This is a genomic window from Devosia sp. T2-14 (genome assembly GCF_055397495.1).
Map to the genome: position 1 here is coordinate 1,521,603 of NZ_AP027921.1, position 24,708 is coordinate 1,546,310.

Here is a 24,708-nt window from a genome sequence, read left to right on the forward strand (position 1 = left end):
TACACAAAGCAAGCTTTGTGATTTTGTGGAGTTGTGTGAATGGCGGCGCGGAAAGTCTTTGCCGGAGCGCGTTTGCGTACCCTGCGCAGCCAGCACAAGCTGACCCAGGCCGAGCTGGCGGCGCGGCTGGAAATTTCGGCCTCCTATGTCAATCAGCTCGAATCCAATCAGCGCCCGCTGACCGCCTCGGTCATGCTGGCGCTGGTCGATGGCTTCAATCTCGACCTCTCCGAACTGATGACCGACGCCAGCGATCGCCTCGTTGCCGATCTGCGCGAGGCGCTGGCCGATCCGGTGTTTGGCGAGGGCGTGCCCAACCTGCAGGAACTCAAGACAGTCGCTACCAACGCGCCCGACATGGCCCGCGCCATGCTCCAGCTTTACGAAAGCTATCGCAAAACCAATGAGCGGCTGGCCGGCGTCGATGCGGCCCTGTCCCGCGATCCGCAAAGCGGCATGCAGACCGCATATGAAGAGGTGCGCGACTTCTTCCACTATGCCGATAACTATATCGATCCCCTCGATCGCGCCGCCGAGGCGCTGGCGGGCGAGCTGGGTGAATTCGGGCCCGACCGGCTGCGGCGGCTGACCATCTATTGCGCCGAAACGCACAATATCCGTGTCATGCTGACCCCGCCCTCAGGGGGCGATGCGATCAGCACGTTCGATCGCGCCAATCGCGACCTCTGGGTCAATAGCCGGCTGGAACCCTCGACGCAGTTCTTCCAGATCGCCGCCGTGCTGGGCGGGCTGGAACAGGCGACCCTGCTTGGCGAATTGCTCGACGCCGCCAATTTCAAGACTGCCGAGGCGCGCAGCATTGCCCGCATGGGGCTGACCAATTACTTCGCCGGCGCGCTGCAAATGCCCTATGGCGCCTTTCTCAAGGCGGCGCAGGCCTATCGCTACGATATCGAGGACCTGGCACACGTGTTCGGCGCCAGCCTCGAGCAGATTGCGCACCGCCTCTCCACCATGCAGCGCCCGCGCGAGCGCGGCGTGCCATTCTTCTTCGCCCGGGTCGATGCGGCAGGGACCATCACCAAGCGCCATTCGGCCACGGCGCTGCAATTCGCCCGCTTCGGCGGCGCTTGCCCCTTGTGGAATGTGCACCGGGCCTTCGAGGCGCATGGCCAGATCATCCGGCAACTGGCTGAAACGCCTGACGGGCATCGCTATATCAGCCTGGCCTGGTCCTCCGAAAAGCGCACCGGCGGCTATCACGGCACCACAAGGCGCTACGCCTATGCGCTCGGCTGCGAGGTGAGCCATGCCGGGCGGCTGGTCTATGGCGAGGATATCGACCCCGCCCGCGTGGCGTTCGACCCCATCGGCATCTCGTGCCGCATCTGCGAACGCCGCACCTGCCCCCAGCGCTCGGTGCCGCCACTGGCCGCCAGCATCACTGTGCCGGCGGACCGGCGCGCCATCGTTCCCTATGAGATCGGGTGAGGTTCACGCCGGTTCGAAGTCGAAGCCCGGCCCGTCGATCTGCATCATCCCCGCGGCAAACCGTTTGGCGTTTTTCACATAACGGTCGGCCGAGGCTGCCAGCTCTTTCTCCCCCGCCTCATCGATCTGCCGCACCACCTTGCCCGGTGCGCCGACGACCACGGAATTGTCGGGGATCACCTTGCCTTCGGTAACAAGGGCATTGGCGCCGATCAGGCAGTTGCGGCCGATCCTGGCCCCGTTGAGAACGGTGGCGCCCATCCCGATCAGCGTGTTGTCGCCAATAATGCAGCCATGCACGATGGCGCTGTGTCCGATGGTGCAATTGGCCCCGATATCAAGGGGATAGCCGTGGTCGGTATGCAGCACGCAGTTTTCCTGCACGTTGGAGCGCGCCCCGATGGTGATGCGTTCGATGTCCCCGCGGGCCACCACGCCGAACCAGATGCCCGCCTCGGCTCCCACGACGATATCGCCGACGAGGACGGCGGTGGGGGCGATCCAGGCGGTGTCCGGGTCGATTTGCGGTGCGACTCCGTCAAGCGCGAAGATGGGCATTGGGTCCTCCCGATTCAGGGTTTGATGCCATAGGCATCGCGCATCTCGGCGATCTCTGCCAGCGTGCTGTGAAACAGGGTCCAGCCATCGCTCTCGGCGATCGGGGCCCAGATGGCCTCCATTTCCTCGATCAGCATGGTGCGCGGGCGCTGGCGGGCGAAATAGGCATGGTCGAGCCGCAGGCCATCGGCGGGTTCAAAAGCTTCGAGCGCATTGGCCACTGGCCGGAAAGCCTCGCTGGCATAATAGGCTGCCGACGGGCTGCGCCCCGCCCGCCCGGCACTGCGCGCGCCGCCATACCAATCGAAGAAGAATTGCTCGTACGGCGCCTGGCTGGCGCCCAGAAAGCCGAACAGTTCGGTGAGGAATTCGCTGTCGCTCTCGGTGTCGCGCGGCATCAGGCCGAGCCGGCGCAGCATCTGCCGCGGCAGCTCCGCGCGGAACAGCGGCCAGACAGTATTGAGCGCCGGCTCCAGCGCCTCGATGCTCGAAAGCGGCAGCAGGCATTCGGCCAGGCGGGTCAGGTTCCAGGCCAGCGTATCGGGCTGGCGACCGAAGCTGTAGAGCCCGGTTTCGTCGAAATAGGCGGCGGTGAAGGCGGGGTCGTAGCTGGCGATGAACCGCCAGGGGCCATAGTCGAAGCTCTCGCCGGTGATGTTGATATTGTCGGTGTTGAGCACGCCATGGACGAAACCCGCCGCGATCCACTGCGCGCCGAGCCGGGCGACATTGTCGACCACGGCGGCAAGGAATGCCGCGGCCTTGTCGGTCTCGTTGGCCAATTGGGGGTAGTAATTGGCGATGGAATAATCGAGCAGCTTGGCCAATCCCGCGTGGTCTTCGAGATAGGCGAGGCGCTGGAATGAGCCGATGCGGATGTGGCTGTGACTGAGCCGGACCAGCACCGACGAGCGGGTCGGGGAGGGTTCGTCACCGCGGTAAAGCGCTTCACCGGTCTCGATCAATGAGAAGCTCTTTGAGGTGTAAACCCCTAGCGCCTCTAGCATTTCCGTCGCCAGCACCTCGCGCACGCCGCCCTTGAGGGTGAGCTTGCCATCGCCGCCGCGCGACCATGGCGTCTTGCCCGAGCCCTTGGTGCCGAAGTCGAGCAGCCGGCCATCCGCAAGGTCATAACCCTGCGCGAATAAGAACCCGCGCCCGTCGCCGAGATCGGCATTGTAGCTGCGGAACTGGTGGCCGTGATAGCGCAGCGCCAGGGGCTGCGGGAGCGAGCCGGGCAGGGGCTCGAAGCGCCCGAAATGGCGGATCCACTGGGCGTCGGAGAGGCCATCCAGCCCCATCCGCGCGGCCCAGCGCTGGTCGTGGTGGCGCAATATGGCCTGGGGGAAATCGGCGGGCGTGACGCGGTCGAAGAAGGCGTCGCCCAGCGAGAGATGGTTTTGCGAAGGCTGGAAATCGGACATGGCAGCGACGCTAGCATGGCACCGGAAAACCACCAGCATTCTGGCAGTTTTCTTGCAGCATGCCAGCAGATTTCTTGTGATTGGCTTGTAGATTTCTGCAATCCTGCCTCACGCGGGCCGGTCTGGCGCGGCGGCGCGAAAGCCCCTATATCGACGGTAATGAAAATCCAGAACGACATGCTCCGACTTGCGCCGTTCCAGGCCGTCATCTTCGACATGGATGGCACCATCCTCGATACCGAAAGCGTGTTCCGCGCCATCGTGTTCGAGGTCTGCGACGATCTCGGTTTCCCGATGACCGACGCCGTGCACCGCTCCATGGTGGGTGGCAGCCACGAGCGGACCCATCAATTGCTGATCCAGACCTATGGCGTCAGCTTTCCCTATACGCTGTTCGATGAGCGCTGCCGGGTCATCATGACCCAGCGCTCCTCGGGCGGAGTTCCGGTCAAGCCCGGCGCCCGCGAGCTGATCGGGGACCTGCAGGCCCGCGGCATCCCGACGGCCATCGCCACCTCGTCGCGCCAGCCCCATGCCGAGCATCAGCTTGGCGCGGCCGGCCTGCTCGAAATGTTCGACGCCATCGTCACCCGCAATGACGTGACCAACCCCAAGCCGCATCCCGAGCCCTACCTGCTGGCGGCGGGGCGGCTGGGCATCGATCCGCGCCATTGCCTGGCGCTAGAGGACAGCCATACCGGCGTCCGCGCCGCCCATGCGGCCGGCATGCAGACCGTCATGGTGCCCGACCTCGTCCACCCCAGTGACGAGATTCGCGGCCTCGGCATCGCGGTGATGGACAGTCTCGTCCATGTCCACAGGGCCGCTTTCGAGCCTGTGTGAGTCTTAACAAAGCTTCCACCAAGCCCCGCTCCGGCGGGGCTTTTTGTTTGTGCCGGGCCCTTGCTCCACAGCAATCGCGGTGGCAATCCTTAATTGCATAAACTTTTATCGATCCGCGTTACCACCCCCTCACCATCGATCAAGTCCCTGCACACAAAGGGTTTTCAAGCGACCTTCGCTCGATTAACCGTAACTTAAGAAGCTAATGTGCATGGTTAACCAGCCGTAAATTTCGACTTCCCACGGCTGGCATCCTTGTCTAGTGTGCCGCCTCGGGATGTGAGGGATCTGCAACAGGTCCTTTGAAAAGAAGGCTCGCCGGATATGACCGGAGGGCTCATGAGTAAGGACGGGGCATTGGGGCAGACTTGGCGGACTATTGCTGTGCGTGCGGTATCGCATGCTCTTGCCCTGAGCGCGGTCGCGCTCGTTCTGTTCGTTACGCTCGTGCCTGCCCATGCCCAGACCGACCGCGTCGCCATCGTGACGCCCCTGCCGGTCCCCGCCGATTTGGTTGCCGTTCGCGCGCAGCCCGCCATCGGTCCCACCATTACCCCGCTCGCACCCGGTGAGCAGCCGCTGACTGCAGCGCTGCTGGCCAACTATGTCGAGCGCCAGAATCAGCTCCGCGCCGTCAACGTGCTGGGCGAGCAGCCTGCAGGCGAGCTCACCGCCGACGTGCTGATGGGCTACATTGCCCGTGGCCCGCTGGGTGGCGGCAACAGCGCCGTTTCGGCCATTGCCAGCTTCACCAGCCCCACCAAACTGCCAGAGCCCGACCTCAACGCGACCATGCTCGCCGCCTATGTCGAAAACGGCTACCAGCCGCTGGCCCAGCGAATCGAGCATGCCAATAACGAGCGCGACTGCCTGACCCAGGCGATCTATCACGAAGCCCGCGGCGAAAGCGAAGCCGGCCAGCTGGCGGTGGCCAATGTCATCGTCAACCGCGCCCGCTCCAACAAGTTCCCCTCGACGCTCTGCGGCGTGATCTACCAGAACGCCGACAAGGGCCTCTATCGCTGCCAGTTCACCTTCGCCTGCGACGGCCGCGCCGATGTGGCCGGTGAGCGCCGGGCCCTGGCCCGCTCCGCCGCGCTGGCCCAGAAGGTCTTTGCCGAATTCGCCACCGGCGATGCCGTCGGCGCGATCCCGAAGACCGCGCTCTACTACCACACCACGGCGGTCAATCCGTCCTGGGCCAACACCTACAATGCTGTCGCCCAGATCGGCTCGCACATCTTCTACTCGCCGAACTAAGGCGGGGTTTCCGAACAGATTTGGATCTTTTGGCGCGCATGGCTTGGGCTGTGCGCGTTTTGCGTTTGGGCGGTGGGGGTGTCGGCAGCCCCGATATCGCGGCTCTCACACCCCCACCCTTGATCCCTCCCCACAAGGGGGAGGGAGATGACTGAGGGACTGGTGGCAGGGACGTTGCCTACCCACCGGTGCTGCCCGCGAACTTGATCCGCGGGCCGGTTTCAACCCGGTGTGAGCGGTGAGGGGCCTGCGGATCACGTCCGTGGGCAGCGCGGTGGTTGTTGTGAGGTTGTGCTCGCACTGGCCCGCAAAAACAAAAAAAGGCGCCTGGTGGGGCGCCCTTAGTTTTTGGAGGAGATTGGTTATTCGGCGGCTTGGGCCAGGCGGGGGCCGGGCTCGGGGTTGGCGATGTCGCCGAATTTCTCGAAGTTCTTGCGGAACAGCCCGGCCAGATGGGTCGCCTGATTGTCATAGGCTTCGGCATCGGCCCAGGTGAGGCGCGGGGTGAGCAGCTTTGTCTCGACGCCAGGCACGGCCAGCGGGACTTCGAAGCCGAACAGTTCATCGACGCGCATTTCGGCATCGTCGAGCGAGCCGTTGAGCGCTGCAGTGAGCAGGCGGCGGGTCGAGGCGATGTCGATGCGCTTGCCCACGCCATAGCCGCCGCCGGTCCAGCCGGTATTGAGCAGCCAGGCCGAGGCGCCGCTGCTGCGCAGCTTTTCGGCCAGCATGTCGCCATAGACGGTGGGATGCAGCGGCATGAACGGGGCGCCGAAGCAGGCGGAGAATGTGGCTTCCGGCTCGGTGACGCCGCGTTCGGTGCCGGCCACCTTGGCGGTGTAGCCGCTGAGGAAGTGGTAGACCGCCTGGTCGGGCGAGAGTCGCGACAGCGGCGGCAGGACGCCGAAGGCGTCAGCGGTCAGGAACACCACGGTCTTGGGCGTGCCGCCGACCGAGCCCTTGGCAATGGCGGGCAGCACATGGATCGGGTAGGCGGCGCGGGTGTTTTCGGTCAGCGAGACGTCGTCGAAATCGGGCGCATGGTCGGCCTTGAGCACGACATTTTCCAGAACGGTGCCGAATTTCTTGGTCGCGGCGAAGATCTCCGGCTCGGCGCTGGGGCTGAGCTTGATGGTCTTGGCGTAGCAGCCGCCTTCGAGGTTGAACACGCCATCCTCGCTCCAGCCATGCTCGTCATCGCCGATCAGCGGGCGCTCGGGATCGTTGCTGAGCGTGGTCTTGCCGGTGCCTGACAGGCCAAAGAACAGCGCGGAATCGCCATATTGGCCGACATTGGCCGAGCAGTGCATGGGCAGCACGCCCCGTGCCGGCGCATGGAAGTTGAACAGCGAGAACACCGATTTCTTGATCTCGCCGGCATAGAGCGTGCCGGCAATCACCACGATGTTGCGCGTCATATCGAGCGCGATCACCGTATCGGTGCGGCTGCCGTGGCGGGCCGGATCGGCCTTGAAATGGGGGACGTGGACGATAGTCACGGGCGTGCCATTGGCGCCGGTGGGCACATCCTCGCCCTGCCGGATCAGCAGGTTGCGGATGAACAGGGCATGCCAGGCGCTGGGGGTGAGCACGGTGACGGCGAACTGGTGGCGCGGATCGGCGCCGGCCAGCAGATCCTGCCGGAACACGCCATGCCCGCCATAGGCGGCGATGGCGTCTTCGAGCAGTAGATCGAACTGGGCGGGGCTGAGCGCGCCGCTATTGGCCCACCAGACGCTGTTTTCGGTAAGCGCATCGCGGACGATGAATTTGTCCTTGGGCGAGCGGCCGGTGAAGGCGCCGGTGCGGACCGAAACGGCACCATCCTCGGTCAGTTCGCACTCCTCGCCCTGCAGCGCGCGTGCAACAAGGACCGGCGCGATATCGTTGACGGAGACCGAGCCGGCCCGGGCTGCAATCTGGCTCCGAAGGGCTTGGTGATCGAACGGCGACATTTTCTTCTGCTCCATCGCTCGCGGCATCTGCGCCGCCTGCTATTGAGCCGAAAATACCGGGCCGATTGGTCGTACAACCATCCCGCAAAGCGTCGTAAGACGGAAGTTGGACCGTATCCTAGTATACAAGATGAAGTGGTCCAAGGGTTGTACTCACCTTGGCTGCGCCTTATTTAACGCGTAATTGTCCACTGCAAGCATGGGCCGGCTTCCACTGCCGAAATGTTTGCCAGCGTCCGAACAAGAAAGGCAGCTCATGCCAAAGATTGCCCTGGTTGATGACGACCGTAATATTCTGACTTCCGTGTCCCTGACCCTGGAAGCCGAAGGCTATCAGGTCGCCACCTATACCGACGGCGCCTCGGGTCTCGAGGGACTGACCACCGACAAGCCCGACCTTGCTATCCTCGATATCAAGATGCCGCGCATGGACGGCATGGAACTGCTGCGGCGCCTGCGCCAGAAGTCCGACGTGCCGGTGATCTTCCTCACCTCCAAGGACGAGGAGATCGATGAATTGTTCGGGCTCAAGATGGGCGCCGACGATTTCATCACCAAGCCGTTCAGCCAGCGCCTGCTGGTGGAACGCGTCAAGGCGATCCTGCGCCGCTCCGCCCCGCGCGATCCATCCGCTCCCGCCGGGGCGCTGGGTGAGCCCCAGCCGGGCAAGGCGCTGATCGAGCGCGGCTCACTGGTGATGGACGAAGAGCGCCACACCTGCACCTGGAAAGGGCAGCGCGTCACGCTCACCGTCACCGAATTCCTGATCCTGCAGGCGCTGGCGCTGCGTCCCGGCGTCGTCAAGTCGCGCAATGCCCTGATGGATGCCGCCTATGACGATCAGGTCTATGTCGACGATCGCACCATCGACAGCCACATCAAGCGGCTGCGCAAGAAGTTCAAGGCGACCGACGACGACTTCGAAATGATCGAGACGCTGTATGGCGTCGGCTATCGCTTCAAGGAGCAGTAAGCAGTCAAAGTGGCCATTCTCGATCCGGATCTGAAGCCCGAACCCCTCGACACGTCCGAATGGCGTGCGCCGGGGCCGGACGGGTCTGCGCCGCCCCCCGGGGCCGACCGGCGCGGCAAGCGGCATATGTGGCTTGCCCCCTTCTACAAGATCGCCAATGCGATCGGCCGGTTCCTCGACTTCACCATCTTTTCCAGTCTCACCCGGCGCATCGTCGTGCTCAACATGGCGGGGCTGCTGGTGCTGGTGGTGGGCATTCTCTACCTCAACCAGTGGCGCGCCGGGCTGATCGACGCGCGCGTGCAGTCGCTGCGCGTGCAGGGCGAAATCATCGCCGCAGCGATTGCCGGTTCGGCCACGGTGGATAGCGACGTCATCTCGGTCAATCCCGACCGGCTGCTGCAATTGCAGGGCGATGGCACCATTTCCCCGCTCTCCTATTTCGATCCCTCGCTGGAATTCCCGATCAACCCCGAACGCGTGGCGCCGCTGCTACGCAACCTGATCACGCCCACCCGCACGCGGGCGCGCATCTATGATCAGGGGGGGCTGCTGATCCTCGACAGCGAGAACATCTATGCCCGTGGCGAGGTGATCCGCACGGTGATCGACACCAAGCGCGACAGCTTCTTCCTGTGGGACTGGTGGAATGCCATGCTGGCCTGGGTCCCGGGCGACAATTATCCGCTCTATCAGGAGCACGGCGCCGACGAGGGTAACCGTTACCCCGAAGTGGCCTCGGCGTTGACCGGTTCGGCGGCCGACTTCGTGCGCGTCGATGCACAGAACCAGCTTGTGGTGTCGGTGGCGGTGCCGGTGCAGCGGCTGCGCTCGGTGGTGGGCGCCATCCTGCTCTCGACCGCGCCGGGCGATATCGACTCGGTCGTGGCCCAGGAGCGCAACGGCATCCTGCGTATCGCCATGATCGCGGCGGCGGTGCAGATCGCGCTGTCGCTGGCGCTGGCCGGCACGATTGCCGGGCCGATGCGGCGCCTCTCGGCAGCGGCCGAACGAGTGCAGACCGCCGGCAATGCGCGCGCCGAAATCCCCGATTTCTCCGACCGCTCCGACGAAATCGGCCATCTGGGCGGCGCTTTGCGGCGTATGACCGACGCGCTCTACAACCGCATCGAGGCCATCGAGCGCTTTGCCGCCGACGTGGCCCACGAGCTCAAGAATCCGCTGACCTCGCTGCGCAGCGCGGTGGAGACCCTGCCGCTGGCCAAGCGCCCCGAGGATCGCGAGCGGCTCAACGCCATCATCCAGCATGACGTCAAACGCCTCGACCGGCTGATCACCGATATTTCGAGCGCCAGCCGCCTCGACGCCGAACTTGCGCGCGAGGGTTCTGAGCGCGTCGATGTGGAAAAGCTGGCCCAGGCCATGGTCTCGATCCAGAAGGATATGGCGCTGGGCCGCGGGGTGACCGTGGAAATGGCGCCGCGCCTTGGCAAGGGGCCCGCCATCATCAACGGGCATGAAAGCCGGCTGGCGCAGGTCTTTGCCAACCTGATCGACAATGCGGTGTCCTTCTCGCCTGAGGGCGGGGTGGTGCGCGTGCAGCTGGCGACCGATGCCGACAACATCACAGTCACCGTGACCGATGAAGGGCGTGGCATAACAGGCGACTTCAGCAAGATCTTCCAGCGCTTCTATACCGACCGCCCCGATACTGAGAGCTTTGGCGACCATTCGGGGCTGGGGCTGTCGATCTGCAAGCAGATCGTGGCGGCGCACAAGGGCACGATCCGCGCGCACAATCGCAGCGATCGCTCCGGCGCGGTGTTCACGGTTGTATTGCCGCGTGCCCGCAAATAGATTGCGTCCATGAGTAAGCCTATCAACGTGCATGGCACGGGACTGCTGTTGGGATCGACGGGCGTGCTGTTGCGCGGACCCTCGGGGGCAGGCAAATCGGTTTTGGCGCTGACCCTGCTCGACCGCTGGGAAGGCCGCGGCTTGCCGGCCTATCTGGTGGCCGACGATCGGGTCGATCTGGTGCTGACCGGGCGCGAGCTGAACATGAGGGCGCCCGATACGCTGGCCGGGCTCATCGAGCTGCGCGGCCGCGGCATCGTCAAGCGCCCGCACAAGAGCATGGTGACGCTGAACCTGGTCATCGACCTCGTGCCCGAAATGGCGCGCATGCTCGAAGATGACGAATTCCTGACCGAGCTGAACGGGGTGGCGCTGGCCCGCGCGCCCGTGCCGTCGGGCGATGTGATCGGCCTCGGCCATCAGGTTCTACTGGTGATCGAAGCCATTGCGGCCCTCTCCGAAAAGGCCGTTGGGCAGTGAGAAAATACTGCTTGAATAGCGCATCCTACCGGCCGAAAATGGGCCATGCTCGTCCTGATGGGTCGGGTTCGCGTTCGTTTGCCGGGCCGATGGCCGGGCAGGCGGACAGGGGGCATGAATTGCTGGAATGCCGTATGCGCGCCATGGGCTGCGCTGGTCGGCACGCTGGGGACGTTGCATGATTGGTCTGGTTCTGGTGACGCATGGCGCGCTCGCCAACGAATTCAAATCGGCTCTCGAACATGTCGTTGGGCCGCAGGAGTTCTGCGAAACAATAGCCATCGGTCCTGACGACAACATGGAATCGCGGCGCAACGATATTCTCGCCGCCGTCGACAAGGCCAATGACGGGGCCGGTGTCATCATCCTGACCGACATGTTTGGCGGCACGCCGTCCAACCTGGCGATTTCGGTGATGCAGAACCGCGACGTGGAAGTGATCGCCGGGGTAAACCTGCCCATGCTGGTCAAGCTCTGCCGGGTGCGCGCCGACATGGACATCAAGGAAGCGGTCAACCTGGCGCAGGAAGCGGGCCGCAAATATATCACCGTTGCTAACTCCATTCTCGGAGCCGGATGAGCATGACGCCTGACGCTGGATATCGGTCGAGCTTCACCCCCTGGGGGAGCATCTGATGGAGGCCGCAACCGGCGGCAGCCGCGCCGTTGCCCAGCAACTGACCATCGTCAACCGCAAGGGCCTGCATGCCCGCGCCTCGGCCCGCTTCGTGCGCACCGCCGAGTGCTTTGACGCCACCATCCAGGTCATCAAGGACGGCACCTCGGTCGGGGGCGACTCGATCATGGGCCTGATGATGCTGGGCGCCGGTCCGGGCTCGACCATCCTGGTGCAGGCCAGCGGCCGCCAGGCGCGCGAAGCGCTGGAGGCGATCGTGGAGCTGGTGAATAACGGCTTCGACGAGGATAGCGACGGGGCCTCTGCTTGAGGGACGCCATCGTCCTGATGGCTTCCGATCCCCACTGGCCCGACCTCTATCTGGCCGCACGCGATGAAGTGCTGCACCTGTTGCCCGAGCCGCCGCGCCTGATCGAGCATATCGGCTCGACCGCCGTGCCGGGCCTCGCGGCCAAACCGGTCATCGATATCATTGTGCTCCTGGCGGATATGGCGCCGGTTGCGGCGGCCATCCCGCGCTTTGAGGCGGTGGGCTATGAATTCCGCCCCGATGCCTCCGACCCGCTCCACCTGTTCCTGCGCCGCTATGGTCCCGATGGCAGCCGCACCCACCACCTGCACCTGCACGGCGATGCCGGAGAGGTGCAGCGGCGCATCCTGTTCCGGGACCGGCTGCGGGCCGATGCGGAGATCCGGCAGCGCTATTTGGCGCTTAAGGAAGAGCTGGCGCACCGGTATGCCGGTGATCGCGCGGCCTATGCCGAGGGCAAGAGTGCCTTCATCGATGCCGTTGTTTTGGCCGCCGGCGGTCCGGCGCGGCGGGGCGGCTAGGGCGAAGCTTGGGAGAGCTTGGGATCTTGGGGAACCCCCACCCTCATTCCCTCCCCACAAGGGGGAGGGAAGCCTAGCCGGTGGGTGAGGTGACATTGGGGCTGGCCTCAGGCACTAGCAGGCCAGACTGGGGCTGGGCCACGGAAGTTGGGCATGCGTTTCCCTCCCCCTTGTGGGGAGGGATCAAGGGTGGGGGTGGGAGCCCCGATTTTGGGGGAGGCGTGGATGGGTGTCGAGCGGGCGCGGCAGCTCAGGAAGACCATGAGCGCGCCGGAGGCGAGGCTCTGGAACGCGTTGCGGGAACTGCGATCTCAAGGCCACCACTTCCGGCGGCAGGTGCCGATGGGGCGGTATTACGCGGACTTTTGCTGCCACAAGGCGCGGCTGGTGGTGGAGGTCGATGGCGACCTGCATTTTTCCGACGAGGCCATGGCGCGGGACAGCGTGCGGGATGCGTTTGTCCGGGGTGAGGGGTATCGGGTGTTGCGCGTCACCAATGTGGAGGTGATGGGCAATCTTGAGGGGGTGATGGCGACGGTGCTTGCGGCGCTTGGGGAACCCCCACCCTCATTCCCTCCCCACAAGGGGGAGGGAGGCCTCTCCGGTGGGTGAGGTGCGATTGGGGGCCACCAAGGGCGTTTGCTAGGTGTCGTCTTTGCGGCCGAGACCCATGCCGAGGCCCATTCCCATGCCGCCGCTGCCACCGCCAGCACCGCCTCCGGCTCCACCTCCGCCGCGGCCTTCGGCGTCGCCGCCGGGCCTGTTGCGGGCGCCGGAGGCCTGGGGGCGGGCGGGGCCTTGCAGGGGGATATTGGCGTCGGCGGGGACCGGGGTGAGGTCGAGTGCCTTGCGGATGAAATTGCGCAGGGAAATGACCAGCTCGGCCGTGTGGATCGGCTTGCCGGCTGCCAGGTCGTTGGCGGCCTGGGCGGCGAGGCGGACCTGCTCCTCGGTGCCGAGCAGGATGATGTCGGAGAGACAGGCCTCCACGGCGTCGCGGATGCGGCGGGCCCGCTCGCTTGGGCCGGCCGGTGCCGCGCCGGGCGCGGTGTCATTGGGCTCGCTAGTTTCGGCTTCGTCGAGCTCGGGCATGTCCGGCGCGGCTTCGGCCTGCCGCCGGTGCAGGTCGCGCAGATGCAGGGGATCGACGGTGAGGCGCCCTGTGAAGGAGCCGCCAAGCACTTTATAGGCGGCGATCAGCGTCTTGAGGCGCTCGTTGATCTGCCGGTTCTGGCGCTGCTGGCGCTGCTGGATGGTCATCATCATGAGAATGCGAATGCCCACGCCGATCAGCGTGAACGCGGCCAGCCCGACGACCGTGGTGACGATGGCTTCCCACGAGCTGAAATCCAGAAAGCGCATGATTTCTCCCAAGTGGCTGCCCGGGCAAGACTTTAGTCACCTTGGCGGCCCAGTCTAGCCGAAGATGTGATTTGGCCGGGCGCCAAATTGTGGCCGCGGAAATGGTCGATGCAACCTGGGGCGGACGTTGAGTGGAGTAGCGGATGCGGCGGATAGTGGCGGGGATTGGCGGGCTGGCACTGGCGGTGACCCTGAGCCAGTTTCCCGAATATGCCCAGCAATATACCCAGCGCCTCGGCGGGGCCGTGGATGAACTGGCCGCGATCACGGCGGAATTCGACCGCTCGGCGGCTGAAGGCGGGCTCGATCGAACCACGGCACTGGCGCGCTATCAGGCGTCGAGCGACGCCTTCCTCGCCGAGCGGGGTACGGCGATGGAAGCGACTTTCCGGCGCTACGGTGATCTCAGCGCCACTCTGGCCCGCATCCAGAATGCCGATCCGATTGCGCGCTTCCAGGCGCTGCCGGCGTATCTCGACAGCGATATCGGCCGCCGGACGCTGGAAAACTACCAGCCCGCTATGCCGGTGACCGTCGAAGGCGTGCTCTATGCCGGGGGCGGGTTCCTGCTTGGCTATCTGGTGCTCTCCGGCCTGATGCGTTTTCTGGCCCTGCCATTCCGCCGCCGTTACGCTGCCTACAGGTAGTTGGATATAAACATTTCTTTATGTGATCTGTTGATCGGGCGGCCCGCCTTGCGTATAGCAGAGGCAAGACACATTGTGCCGCGGAGCCCCTCATGACCACTCAATCGACCGACTATGCGGTCAAGGACATTTCCCTCGCCGATTTCGGCCGCAAGGAAATTGCCATCGCCGAAATCGAAATGCCCGGCCTGATGGCAATCCGCGAGGAATATGCCGCCGCCCAGCCGCTCAAGGGCGCGCGCATTGCCGGTTCGCTGCACATGACCATCCAGACCGCCGTGCTGATCGAGACGCTGGTCGCGCTCGGCGCCGAAGTGCGCTGGGTGAGCTGCAATATCTTCTCGACCCAGGACCACGCCGCTGCCGCCATCGCCGCCGCTGGCATCCCGGTCTTTGCCCATAAGGGCGAGAGCCTCGATGAATATTGGGAATTCACCGACCGCATGATGGACTGGGGCAATGGCCTCACCCCCAACATGATCCTCGATGATGGCGGCGACGCCACCATGTATATCCTGACCGGCGCCAAGGCCGAGAAGGACATTTCCGTGCTCGACAAGCCGGGTAGCGAAGAAGAGGAAATCTTCTTTGCCACCATCAAGAAGCGCCTGGCCAAGTCGCCGAACTTCTTCTCGACCATCCGCGCCAATATCCGCGGCGTGTCGGAAGAAACCACCACGGGCGTGATGCGCCTCTATCAGCTGCACGCCAAGGGCGAGCTGCCGTTCCCGGCCATCAACGTCAATGACTCGGTGACCAAGTCCAAGTTCGACAACAAGTACGGCACCCGTGAATCGCTGGTCGACGCCATCCGCCGCGGCACCGACGTGATGCTGGCCGGCAAGGTTGCCATCGTCTGCGGCTATGGCGACGTGGGTAAGGGCTCGGCTGAATCGCTGCGTGGCGCCGGCGCCCGCGTGCTGGTGACCGAAGTCGACCCGATCTGCGCCCTGCAGGCCGCCATGGAAGGCTTCGAGGTCGTGACCCTCGAGGATGCCGCGCACCGCGCCGACATCGTCGTCACCGCCACCGGCAACCGTGACGTGCTGATGGTCGATGACATGCGCAACCTCAAGGACATGGCCATCGTCTGCAATATCGGCCACTTCGACAACGAAATCGACGTGCTGGGCCTGCGCAACTTCAAGTGGACCAACGTCAAGCCGCAGGTCGACATGGTCGAAAAGCCCGACGGCAAGCGCCTGATCCTGCTGTCGGAAGGGCGCCTCGTAAACCTGGGCAATGCCACCGGCCACCCGAGCTTCGTGATGTCGGCTTCCTTTGCCAACCAGACCCTGGCCCAGATCGAGCTGTGGACCAATGGTGAAAAGATCGAGAAGAAGGTGCATGTGCTGCCCAAGCATCTCGACGAAAAGGTCGCCGAACTGCACCTGGCCAAGCTCGGCGCCAAGCTGACCAAGCTGACCAAGGAACAGGCCGACTATATCGGCGTGAGCCCGACCGGCCCGTTCAAGTCCGGCGAATACCGCTACTGATCTGCCGGCATGATTTCGAGACGCCCGTGGCCTTGGCTGCGGGCGTTTTTGTTTGGAGAGTGGGACTCCCCGGTACCCCCACCCTGCCTCCCTGGCAGGGGGAGGATCGTCCCGAACACGTCAAGACAGAGTTCCTGCTTCGTTCCGGGTCAAGGCCCGATATCGCGTGTTTGCCCACAATGGTTAATCATTAAGACTCTTTTAGCTGATTCCGCAGGTGGGTATGGTCAGGGTGATTCGGTTGCCGGGGGACACGGCGACGGGGTCGGAAGCGGCCGGAGCTCCTCAGGGATCCCCGCGTTTGGCCGCTCCCCTTGAGTGCAAGCGTACCGGTTCACTCGAGCCGGGCTGGCAACGATAATATTAACCTAGAGGGCCGCGCATGGCGCCGGATCGTTTCCGGAAGCATTGGGGATTCGCAACTGTTGCGGCTGCCCCACTTACCCTGATGACGGCGGTCCCCGCCCTCGCGCAGGGCCTGGACACGGCTAGCCTGGTAGGCGCCGCGCCGCTGGCGGTCGCCGTTGGTGCCGGGGCCTTTGCCCTGCTGGCCATGGCGGTGGTGCGCAAGGTGATCGACGATGGCAAGGCGGCCCGCCGCCGCTCCGGCGAGCAGATCGCCGGCCTGCGCGCCATGGTCGATGAATATGAAGCGCTGCTGTCGGGCACGCGCGAAGTCACCATCCTCTGGAACGAGAATAACGAAGGCGCGCCGCGCCTGCTGGGTCAGGCGTCGGCGGTGCTGCCGGTCGGCCGCCAGCCCGAAAGCGTGCTCAATTTCCAATCCTGGCTGTCCAATGCCGAGGCAGATGGCCTGGCGCGGCTGCTCGAAGACTTGCGCGTGCATGGCCATGCCTTTGCGGTGAGCCTCAAGGCGTTTGACGGCCGCATCATCCGCGCGACCGGCTGGGTGCTCGGCGGCGGCGCGGCGATGCGCCTGCGCCCCGCCTTCATGGAGCCGGCCGCCGAACCCGTTCTGGTGGCCGCCGCCGCTTCGGGCGATCAATCCAGCGTGCGCGCCATCCTGGCGGCGCTTGCCAAGCCCGCCTTTGCCCGCGATGCCAATGAGCGGCTGGTTTTTGCCAATGCCGCCTATCTCGAACTGGCCCGCCAACTGGGCAAGAATGGCAGCGAAGCCGCGCCGCCCGAACTGCTGGGCACCGACCAGCTGAAACTCCATCTGATGGCCTGCGCAACCGGCGACAAGCCCGCCTCGATGAGCGTGGCCTGGCCGGGCCTGGGCCAGTATGAACTGGTGGAGTTTCCCATTGCCAGCGGCCGCGCCGGCTATCTGCGCCGTGTCGAGGACGAAGCCAACCGCCCCGCCGAAACCAGCCTTGCCCATATCGGCGGCATTATCGGCGCACTGACCACCCCGATCGCCATTTTCAATGCCAAGCGCGAACTGATCCAGTTCAACGAGGCCTATAGCGAGCTCTGGCACCTGAGCCGCCACTTCCTGGTGCCCGGGCTCGACGAGCGCGCCATTCTCGACAAGCTGCGCACCGAGGGCATGTTGCCCAGCCAGGTCGACTACCAGACCTGGCGCAGCAAGCATCTCGAATCCTACGATCGCAAGGCCCCGCACGAAAACGAGCCCTGGCATCTGCCCGATGGCCGCACGGTCAAGGTCATCACCGCTCCGGCGGGTCCGGCCGGTGGCGTGATCTATGTGTTCGAGGACATCACCCAGCGCCTGATCCTGGAATCGACCAACAAGACCTTCTCCAACGTGCAGCGCGAAACCATCAACGCGCTCTCGGAAGCCGTGGCGGTGTTTGGTACCAATGGCAGGCTGACCCTCTGCAATCCGCGGCTCGCGGCCTTGTGGAAGCTGCCGATGCAGGAACTGGGGCAGAACCCCCATATCGACCAGATCGCCGAGGCCTCCGGGCGCTCCATCCCCGAGGATGGCGCCAGCATCTGGCGCGATCTCAAGCGCGGCATCATCGACCTCAACCCGACCCGTTCGGACCAGACCGGGCGGCTCAACCGCTCGGACGGGCGCCTGCTCGATTATGCCATCACCCGCCTGCCCGACGGGCAGACCATGATGACCTTCCTCGATGTGACTGAGAGCGCCAGCTATTCCAAGGTGCTCAAGGAGCGCAACGACGCGCTGGTGGCCGCGGACCTGCTCAAGGACGCGTTCGTCGAGAATGTGTCCTATGAACTGCGCTCGCCGCTGACCAATATCATCGGCTTCTCGGACCTGCTGGCCAATGACAGCGGCACGCTGACCGACCGGCAGAAGTCCTATATCGAATATATCCGCGCCTCCTCGGTGACGCTGGGCGTGCTGATCGACAATATTCTGGACCTGGCTTCGGTGGATGCCGGCATTGCCGAACTGCGCCCCGAACTGCTCGACGTGCACAATCTCATCGACAAGGCGCGCGCCGGGCTCTCGGCCACCTTCCCCGAGATTTCGGGCGAGCGGCCGATCAACCTCACGGTCGATATCGAAGGGGGCATGCCGCCCTTCATCGCCGACGGCACGCGCATCGTGCAGGTGCTCTACAACCTGCTCTCCAATGCCGCGCGCTTCTCCCCGCCGGGCGGCGAAATCCGCCTGACGGTCAGCCAGCGCGCCGACCGCATGCTGTTCATCATCGAGGATGAGGGCCCGGGGGTCACCGACGAGATGAAGGCGGCGATCCAGACGCGTATCGATACGCCCTCCGGGCGCCAGCGCGGCGCGGGGCTCGGCCTTGCCATCGTCAAGACCTTCGTCAACCTGCATGGCGGCACGATTTCGGCGGAAAAGCGCGAACCGCGCGGTAGCCGCATCATCGTCAACCTGCCGCGCGACAGCGCCATGGCGGGCGTGGCAGAGTAGGCTCCGCCCTCCTTCTGCTCCTCGGGTGTGATGCCCTTTTCGCCCCCTCCCTCTTGAGGGGAGGGCCGGGGAGGGGGTAGTGCTGTGGCCACCGATAGACCCCTCAAGGCTGGCCTCATGTCCCAAACCTTCCTGCCCGACGATGCCGCGACGGCCGCCCTGGGCGCCGAGCTGGCGGCGAGCCTGGTGCCGGGCGACCTGGTGATCCTCGAGGGCGATCTGGGCGCCGGAAAATCGGCTCTGGCCCGGGCGATCATCCGTTCGCTGGCCGAGGATGCCGCGCTCGACGTGCCCTCGCCCACTTTCGCGCTGGTGCAGCCCTATGAAACGCCCAAGGGGCCGGTGCTGCATGCCGATCTCTACCGGCTGGGCGATCCGCGCGAGGTGGACGAGCTGGGCCTGCTCGACAACCCCGCAGCCATTGTGCTGGTCGAATGGGCCGAGCGGGCGCCGGAGATCGTCGATGCGGCAACCCTGGCCGTCACCCTCGCCATCCCGCCCGGCGGGGTGGGACGGAGTGTGACCGTGGCACGCCGGACCTAGCCCCGGCCAAAAATCGTCGTCAATATGTCGAACCCTGCGCCGGCCGGGCGTCGTCCATGCAGATGGGGCGACGCGCCCCGCACAGGAGGACTAGATGACCCAGTTTCTGGTTTGCATTCAGCATCCCGACGATTTCGACCCCAACAGCGAAACCGAGGAGACGCGCCGCAATATCAGCGCGCTCAACGAAGAGATGATCGCCGCCGGCGTCCGGGTCTTCGTCGGCGGCCTGCGCTCCGTTCGCACGGCTCGTACCCTGCGCCCGCAACCGGACGGCAAGGTGCTGGTCACCGACGGCCCCTATGCTGAGACCAAGGAACATATCGGCGGCCTCTGGGTACTCGAGGCGGCGAGCATGGAGGAAGCGGAAGAATGGGGCCGCAAGGCCGCGCTCGCCTGCCGGGTACCGGTGGAGGTGCGGGCGTTTTGGTGAGGGGGCGTCGTGCAGGCGCGGTGTCACCCCGCCTTGAGCCGGGATCCATCCTGAGATGGTGGTGCACTTTCGACGACCTTGCGGCGGTAGCGCGATCTCAGGATGAGCCCCGGCTCAAGGCCGGGGTGACACCGTGGGTAGGGTGGGACTTGTGGCTACGCCCATCCCATGCTTGTCTCCACTCATGGGGCAGGGCTACGCAGTTTACATCGTCGCAAATCGACGGCGCGGCACGATCTATGTCGGCGTCACCAATGACCTCGTCCGCCGCACCCATGAGCACCGTAAGGGGCTCCATGATGGTTTCACCCGAGAGCATGGCTGCAAACATCTGGTCTGGTTTGAACTGACCGAGAATATCGAGGCCGCTATCGCCCACGAAAAGCGCCTCAAGAAATGGCTGCGCTCCTGGAAGGATGCGCTGATTGAAACGACCAACCCCGACTGGCGCGATCTCTGGTGGGACATCATCGGCCTCCAGCCGCCAATCTGACCACCGAACGCGCTACCAAACGCGGTGTCATCCCGGCCTTGAGCCGGGATCCATCTTGAGGTGGCTGATCGGGCCACCTTGCGGCTGTGGGGGGATCTCGGGATGGGCCCCGGCTCAAGGCCGGGGTGACCCGGTGGGTGGCAACGATTCCAAGACTGAGAACCTCCTCTGCCACTTCGGCTATGCGGAGTATCGCATGGTAATGCAGCGCAACTAGAAGGAGTGGTGCGAGACACTATTCCCTTCGTATTCTCTATTTGCAAACATAGACTCTTCATACGATGTCAGAAGTGAAGGGGTTCCGAGTAGGCAAAGTAGTAGCTTTTCAAGGAGTAACTTGGACCTCTGTTTTTCACGAAATAGGCCATCGTAGTCGGAAATGGTCTTTCCGTGGACAATGTCGTTGCGCATTTTAATCGTTCGGTTGAGTTCCCCTAACATCTTAAGCTCATAGTCGGCCCACCATTTTTCATAGCGTCCAGTCATACGCTTCGTACGATCCAAAAGAGTCATATTCGGATTGAGCTTCAGAAATGATGACGTGGCTTCGCGTTCTTGAGTGTTTAGGCCGTGCCAGATTTCGGGGGCAGATCGTAGCGCGTTCTTGAGTCGCTTTGTAAATGCCGCGTGCTTCGGTCCGGTTAGTACCTTCCGTCCATAGCCATTTGCAGTTTCGAATATCTGGACCGTTCGCTCGATTCCTTCGACAAACGAAAGCAATTGAGATTCTAGCGTTAGGTCGGCGCGGCCGCTGAGGTAGTTGAAGATAGCCGCATGAACGTCTTCGTGGCTGTAGGAAAGCCGACTGGCCTTGGCTTCGGCCTTAACACAAAATTGCCCGGGGGACATGTTCCAACGATGGGTATCGATGCCATCGGCGCGCTTGGCCCCCATAAGATGGGGCCAACTCCGAGTGTATGTTTTGTTTGGACCTGAATATGTTCGTCCCAGTATTTTGAGTTCGGCGCAGAAATACAGCGATAGTAGCGGCTTGAGCCATCGCCAAGCGCCTTCGCACTCTTCATCAAAATTGGCCTGCGCTTCACCCTTGCGGACGTCGATCGTCGGCACCCAAAATCTCTGACTACCGAGTTCTCCCTGCCCTTTCGGTTTTTCCCACTCGACAGAATTTAGTCTGAACTGAATCCCAGTTGACAGTGTTTGCCATCGACTATCCCCGCTGTCGCGCTTCCTTGTCTGTCCGTCGCCCTGCCGCCAGACAAAGGGTTTGGGAAACAAGGGGGGGGTGGGGCCACATGACGAGCGACATTGCCTCCTCCGTTTCGTCAGAGGCAGGATACTCGCTAGTTATGTTACTGATGTTGAGTGTCGCGACGGTATAGATCGTTTTGTCGGTAACAGACGTCCCCGACGTGCCACCACTACTCTGCAACGTCGCCTGCCCGGAGATGATCTCATCTCCGTAGCCACCTGCCACACTAGAAAAATCGGGCTGAGCCCATTCCAGGCCCATGGTTCGCAGGTAGGTGCTGCGATCACCGAGGATCTCTATCCTATTGTAGGAGTAGTGATCCTCGTCGGCAATCAACACACTTGGAAGGTCAACAACTCCCCGCCGCGTTCTAAACCTAAGCGTAAGGTGCCGCGTACGAGGTTCCAAACTAATGCGCCTCGTCCCAGTTGTGCGCCGCGTGGGCATCGACCTGGATCGGCACTGACAGCCGCACCGCCGGTTCCGCTGCCCCTTCCATAATCTTGCGGATGGCGGGGATGGCCGTTTCTTCGGTGCCTTGGGGGACTTCGAAGATCAGTTCGTCGTGCACTTGCAGCAGCATGTCGGCTTCGATACCGGCCTTTTTCAGTTCCGGCTCCATGCGTATCATGGCGCGGCGGATGATGTCGGCGGCAGAGCCCTGGATGGGGGCGTTGATGCTGGCGCGTTCGACGAAGCTGCGCTCGGCTGGATGGGACGAGTTGGCATTGGGGAAGTTGATCTTGCGACCGAAAATGGTGGTGACGTAGCCGTCGGCTTTCACCTGCCGGCGCTGCTGATCCATGTAGTCCTTGATGCCCGGGAAGCGCTCGAAATAGGTCTTGATGTAGTCGCCGGCCTCACCGCGCGGAATGCCCAGCTGGTTGGCGAGACCAAAGGCCGAGATGCCGTAAATGATGCCGAAATTGATCGCCTTGGCGCGGCGGCGGACGTCTGAGGGCATGCCTTCGACAGGGACGCCGAACATTTCGGAAGCGGTCATGGCGTGAATGTCGAGGCCTTCCTCGAACGCGTCCTTGAGCGCCTGGATGTCGGCGATATGGGCGAGCACGCGCAATTCGATCTGGGAATAGTCGGCAGAGATCAGGATCTTGCCGGGAGCAGCGACGAAGGCGGTGCGGATCTTGCGGCCGTCCTCGGTGCGCACCGGGATGTTCTGCAGGTTGGGATCGTTGGAGCTGAGGCGCCCCGTCAGCACGGAGTGCTGGGAATAGGTGGTGTGCACGCGCTTGGTGCGCTGGTTGATATATTCGGGCAGGGCATCGGTATAGGTGCCCTTGAGCTTGGTGAGCTGGCGCCAGTCGACAATTGTGCGGGCCAGCGGCACACCCTTGAGGGCAAGGTCTTCCAGCACATCGGCGCCGGTGGACCATGCCCCGGTCTTGGTCTTGGTGCCACCCTCCAGACCCATGCGGTCAAAGAGGATTTCGCCCAGCTGCTTGGGGGAGGCGAGGTTGAAGGTCGAACCCGCCAGCTCATAGGCCTCGGCCTCGAAGGCGGCGGCGCGCTGGGCGAAATCGCCCGAGAGGTGGGCGAGGATCTGCCGGTCGACGGAAATGCCGCGGCCTTCCATGCGGGCCAAAACGGGCGCCAGCGGGCGCTCGATGGTCTCGTAGAGCGTCGTCATGTTCTCGGCGGCGAGACGCGGCTTGAGGATGCGCCACAGGCGGATGGTCATGTCGCTGTCTTCGGCGCCATAGCGCGCGGCGGCATCGATCGGCACCTGGGCGAAGGTGATCTGGCTCTTGCCGGTGCCGATCAGGTCCTTGATCGACTGGCCGGGCACGCCCAGCCAGTGATCGGCCAGTTCGCCCATCGTGTTGTATTGCGGGCCATCAAGCGAATAGCTCAGCAGCAGCGTGTCATCGATGGAATTGACCGCGACGTCATAGCGAGCCAGCAGGCCCAGATCGTATTTGGCGTTATGGAAGATCTTGAGGATCGACCGGTCGGCAAACATTGGGCGCACCATGTCGAGCGCCTGGCGGATATCCATCTGCCCTTCGGCATGACCGCCGCCAAAGATGTCGCCCGCCCCGGTGGTATGGCCAAGCGGCAGATAGGCGCCATTGCCCGGCGCGGTCGAGAAGGAGATGCCGACCAGATCGGCAGTCTGGTTGTCGAGGCCGGTGGTTTCGACGTCGGTTGCGACCAGGCCCTCGCGATAGATGGCATCGAGCCAGCGCTGCAGGTGATCGGCGTCGCGGATGATCTCATAGGCTTCAGGCTGGAACGGAATGGCGCGGGTGGCCTCGTGCATGGCCTGCGCGTGCATGACGAGGCGCGCCTCGGCGCGGCCGGTGGCTTCCTGGCGCGCGGCGCGGGCCTCGGCACGGGCTTCGTTGTTGAAGCCAACCGGAGTGGCGGGCTTGGCCGCCAGTTCGGGATCGGCATCCCAGGCGTCGGCATCGGCACCCAATAGGCCCGAGAGGCGCTTGGTGATGGTGACGAATTCCATCGCCTTGAGGAAGGGGAACAGCTTGCCCGGCTCGATCGGCTGGCGGGACAGCGCATCGAGATCGAGCTCGACCGGCACTTCCTGGGAGAGCGTCACCAGGCGCTTAGAAATGCGGGCCAGCTCGGCATTGGCGATCAGCTTTTCGCGGCGGGCATTCTGCTTGATCTCGCTGGCGCGCTCGAGCAGGGTTTCCACATTGCCATAGGTATTGATCAGCTCGGCGGCGGTCTTGACCCCGATCCCCGGCACGCCCGGAACGTTGTCGACGCTGTCGCCGCACAAAGCCTGCACGTCGATCACCTTGTCGGGGGTGACGCCGAACTTGGCGAATACCTCATCGACGCCAATCCAGCGCAGCGGCGGCTGGCCGGGGCGCGGAATGGTATCGAGCAGGCGGATGGACCCATCGGGCTCGACCAGCTGCATCAGGTCCTTGTCGGAGGAGACAATGGTGACCTTGCCGCCCTGGGCGCGGGCGATGCGGGCATAGGTGGCGATGATGTCATCGGCCTCCCAGCCTTCCATTTCGATGGAGGGAATGTTGAAGGCGCGCGTCGCCGAACGGGTCAGCGGGAACTGCGGCACCAGCTCTTCGGGGGCCGGGGGGCGCTGCGCCTTGTATTCGGGAAAGAAGTCGTCGCGGAAGGTCTTGCCCTTGGCGTCGAAGATGACGGCCATATGGGTCGGTTCATCCTCGCCCTTGAGGTCCTCCATCAGCTTCCACAGCATGTTGGTGAACCCCTGCACGCACCCCACGGGGAGCCCGTCGGACTTGCGGTTGAGCTGTGGCAGGGCATGAAAGGCGCGGAAGATATAACCCGAGCCATCGACGAGCAGCAGATGCATGAAACCGATTCCGTTGCGAAGAGCTGGGACTTTAGGGCAGTTGGCCCCATGGCAAAAGGCCCGGTTCGGGGTTTTGCCGGGCAGGGTGCGCAGTGCGGCGTTTGACAGCGGGGCACGGGGACGCGA

General features: G+C 63.9%; 22 protein-coding genes. 16 read left to right on the forward strand and 6 right to left on the reverse strand.

Annotated elements, in window-relative coordinates; translation table 11 throughout:
- Nucleotides 1–39: 39 nt before the first annotated feature.
- The gene (locus tag ACZ5WT_RS07580; protein WP_464286763.1) at nt 40–1,452 is read left to right on the forward strand and encodes a helix-turn-helix domain-containing protein; all 1,413 of its coding nucleotides are present in this window, start codon (nt 40–42) and stop codon (nt 1,450–1,452) included.
- Between the two features lie 3 nt (nt 1,453–1,455).
- Here the strand turns inward: ACZ5WT_RS07580 and ACZ5WT_RS07585 are convergent, their stop codons facing one another.
- Together ACZ5WT_RS07585 and ACZ5WT_RS07590 are read right to left on the reverse strand one after the other, a co-directional pair.
- The gene (locus ACZ5WT_RS07585) at nt 1,456–2,010 is read right to left on the reverse strand and encodes a gamma carbonic anhydrase family protein (protein WP_464286764.1); all 555 of its coding nucleotides are present in this window, start codon (nt 2,008–2,010) and stop codon (nt 1,456–1,458) included.
- Nucleotides 2,011–2,024: 14 nt separating this feature from the next.
- Entirely contained in the window at nt 2,025–3,434 is a 1,410-nt protein-coding gene (locus ACZ5WT_RS07590; RefSeq protein ID WP_464286765.1) for a protein adenylyltransferase SelO, read from the reverse strand.
- Between the two features lie 177 nt (nt 3,435–3,611).
- On the opposite strand from ACZ5WT_RS07590, the gene ACZ5WT_RS07595 reads away from it, so the two are divergent.
- Both ACZ5WT_RS07595 and ACZ5WT_RS07600 read left to right on the forward strand, forming a co-directional pair.
- Nucleotides 3,612–4,277 carry an HAD family hydrolase gene (locus ACZ5WT_RS07595; RefSeq protein WP_464286766.1) on the forward strand — a complete coding sequence of 222 codons (666 nt, stop codon included), beginning with the start codon at nt 3,612–3,614 and terminating at the stop codon, nt 4,275–4,277.
- A 339-nt stretch (nt 4,278–4,616) separates the two neighbouring features.
- The gene (locus tag ACZ5WT_RS07600) at nt 4,617–5,537 is read left to right on the forward strand and encodes a cell wall hydrolase (protein WP_464286767.1); all 921 of its coding nucleotides are present in this window, start codon (nt 4,617–4,619) and stop codon (nt 5,535–5,537) included.
- 362 nt (nt 5,538–5,899) lie between these two features.
- Here the strand turns inward: ACZ5WT_RS07600 and pckA are convergent, their stop codons facing one another.
- Nucleotides 5,900–7,519, reverse strand: a complete 1,620-nt coding sequence (gene pckA / locus ACZ5WT_RS07605) for a phosphoenolpyruvate carboxykinase (ATP) (protein ID WP_464286768.1) — start codon at nt 7,517–7,519, stop codon at nt 5,900–5,902.
- A 229-nt stretch (nt 7,520–7,748) separates the two neighbouring features.
- Here pckA and ACZ5WT_RS07610 point away from each other — a divergent pair, with 229 nt between their 5' ends.
- From ACZ5WT_RS07610 to ACZ5WT_RS07640, 7 genes are all read left to right on the forward strand, one after another.
- Entirely contained in the window at nt 7,749–8,465 is a 717-nt protein-coding gene (locus ACZ5WT_RS07610; protein ID WP_464286769.1) for a response regulator transcription factor, read from the forward strand.
- 9 nt (nt 8,466–8,474) lie between these two features.
- Entirely contained in the window at nt 8,475–10,283 is a 1,809-nt protein-coding gene (locus tag ACZ5WT_RS07615) for a stimulus-sensing domain-containing protein (protein ID WP_464286770.1), read from the forward strand.
- Nucleotides 10,284–10,292: 9 nt separating this feature from the next.
- A complete protein-coding gene (locus ACZ5WT_RS07620) occupies nt 10,293–10,763 on the forward strand; it encodes an HPr kinase/phosphorylase (RefSeq protein WP_464286771.1) in 471 nt (156 codons plus the stop codon).
- Between the two features lie 178 nt (nt 10,764–10,941).
- Nucleotides 10,942–11,343, forward strand: coding sequence for a PTS sugar transporter subunit IIA (locus ACZ5WT_RS07625; RefSeq protein WP_464286772.1), 402 nt, complete (start codon nt 10,942–10,944; stop codon nt 11,341–11,343).
- A 55-nt stretch (nt 11,344–11,398) separates the two neighbouring features.
- On the forward strand, nt 11,399–11,710 hold the full coding sequence (locus tag ACZ5WT_RS07630; protein ID WP_464286773.1) for an HPr family phosphocarrier protein: 312 nt from the start codon (nt 11,399–11,401) through the stop codon (nt 11,708–11,710).
- Nucleotides 11,711–11,727: 17 nt separating this feature from the next.
- A complete protein-coding gene (locus tag ACZ5WT_RS07635) occupies nt 11,728–12,231 on the forward strand; it encodes a GrpB family protein (protein WP_464286774.1) in 504 nt (167 codons plus the stop codon).
- Between the two features lie 225 nt (nt 12,232–12,456).
- A complete protein-coding gene (locus tag ACZ5WT_RS07640; RefSeq protein ID WP_464286775.1) occupies nt 12,457–12,843 on the forward strand; it encodes an endonuclease domain-containing protein in 387 nt (128 codons plus the stop codon).
- A gap of 30 nt (nt 12,844–12,873) precedes the next feature.
- Here the strand turns inward: ACZ5WT_RS07640 and ACZ5WT_RS07645 are convergent, their stop codons facing one another.
- Nucleotides 12,874–13,593 carry a hypothetical protein gene (locus ACZ5WT_RS07645; protein ID WP_464286776.1) on the reverse strand — a complete coding sequence of 240 codons (720 nt, stop codon included), beginning with the start codon at nt 13,591–13,593 and terminating at the stop codon, nt 12,874–12,876.
- Between the two features lie 143 nt (nt 13,594–13,736).
- Between ACZ5WT_RS07645 and ACZ5WT_RS07650 the strand changes: the two genes are divergently transcribed.
- The 6 genes from ACZ5WT_RS07650 (at nt 13,737) to ACZ5WT_RS07675 (ending at nt 20,044) form a co-directional block, all read left to right on the forward strand.
- On the forward strand, nt 13,737–14,240 hold the full coding sequence (locus tag ACZ5WT_RS07650) for a DUF2937 family protein (protein ID WP_464286777.1): 504 nt from the start codon (nt 13,737–13,739) through the stop codon (nt 14,238–14,240).
- Nucleotides 14,241–14,332: 92 nt separating this feature from the next.
- Nucleotides 14,333–15,736 (forward strand): adenosylhomocysteinase, encoded by a 1,404-nt coding sequence (gene ahcY, locus ACZ5WT_RS07655; RefSeq protein WP_464286778.1) that lies wholly within the window; start codon nt 14,333–14,335, stop codon nt 15,734–15,736.
- A gap of 382 nt (nt 15,737–16,118) precedes the next feature.
- On the forward strand, nt 16,119–18,575 hold the full coding sequence (locus ACZ5WT_RS07660; RefSeq protein ID WP_464286779.1) for a sensor histidine kinase: 2,457 nt from the start codon (nt 16,119–16,121) through the stop codon (nt 18,573–18,575).
- Nucleotides 18,576–18,659: 84 nt separating this feature from the next.
- The gene (gene tsaE, locus ACZ5WT_RS07665; RefSeq protein ID WP_464286780.1) at nt 18,660–19,118 is read left to right on the forward strand and encodes a tRNA (adenosine(37)-N6)-threonylcarbamoyltransferase complex ATPase subunit type 1 TsaE; all 459 of its coding nucleotides are present in this window, start codon (nt 18,660–18,662) and stop codon (nt 19,116–19,118) included.
- 94 nt (nt 19,119–19,212) lie between these two features.
- On the forward strand, nt 19,213–19,551 hold the full coding sequence (locus tag ACZ5WT_RS07670) for a YciI family protein (protein WP_464286781.1): 339 nt from the start codon (nt 19,213–19,215) through the stop codon (nt 19,549–19,551).
- A 172-nt stretch (nt 19,552–19,723) separates the two neighbouring features.
- Complete coding sequence (locus ACZ5WT_RS07675) at nt 19,724–20,044, forward strand: GIY-YIG nuclease family protein (RefSeq protein WP_464286782.1); 321 nt, start codon at nt 19,724–19,726, stop codon at nt 20,042–20,044.
- Between the two features lie 213 nt (nt 20,045–20,257).
- Here ACZ5WT_RS07675 and ACZ5WT_RS07680 read toward each other — a convergent pair whose 3' ends face one another.
- A complete protein-coding gene (locus ACZ5WT_RS07680) occupies nt 20,258–21,115 on the reverse strand; it encodes a hypothetical protein (protein WP_464286783.1) in 858 nt (285 codons plus the stop codon).
- 551 nt (nt 21,116–21,666) lie between these two features.
- On the reverse strand, nt 21,667–24,582 hold the full coding sequence (gene polA / locus ACZ5WT_RS07685; RefSeq protein WP_464286784.1) for a DNA polymerase I: 2,916 nt from the start codon (nt 24,580–24,582) through the stop codon (nt 21,667–21,669).
- Nucleotides 24,583–24,708 lie beyond the last annotated feature (126 nt).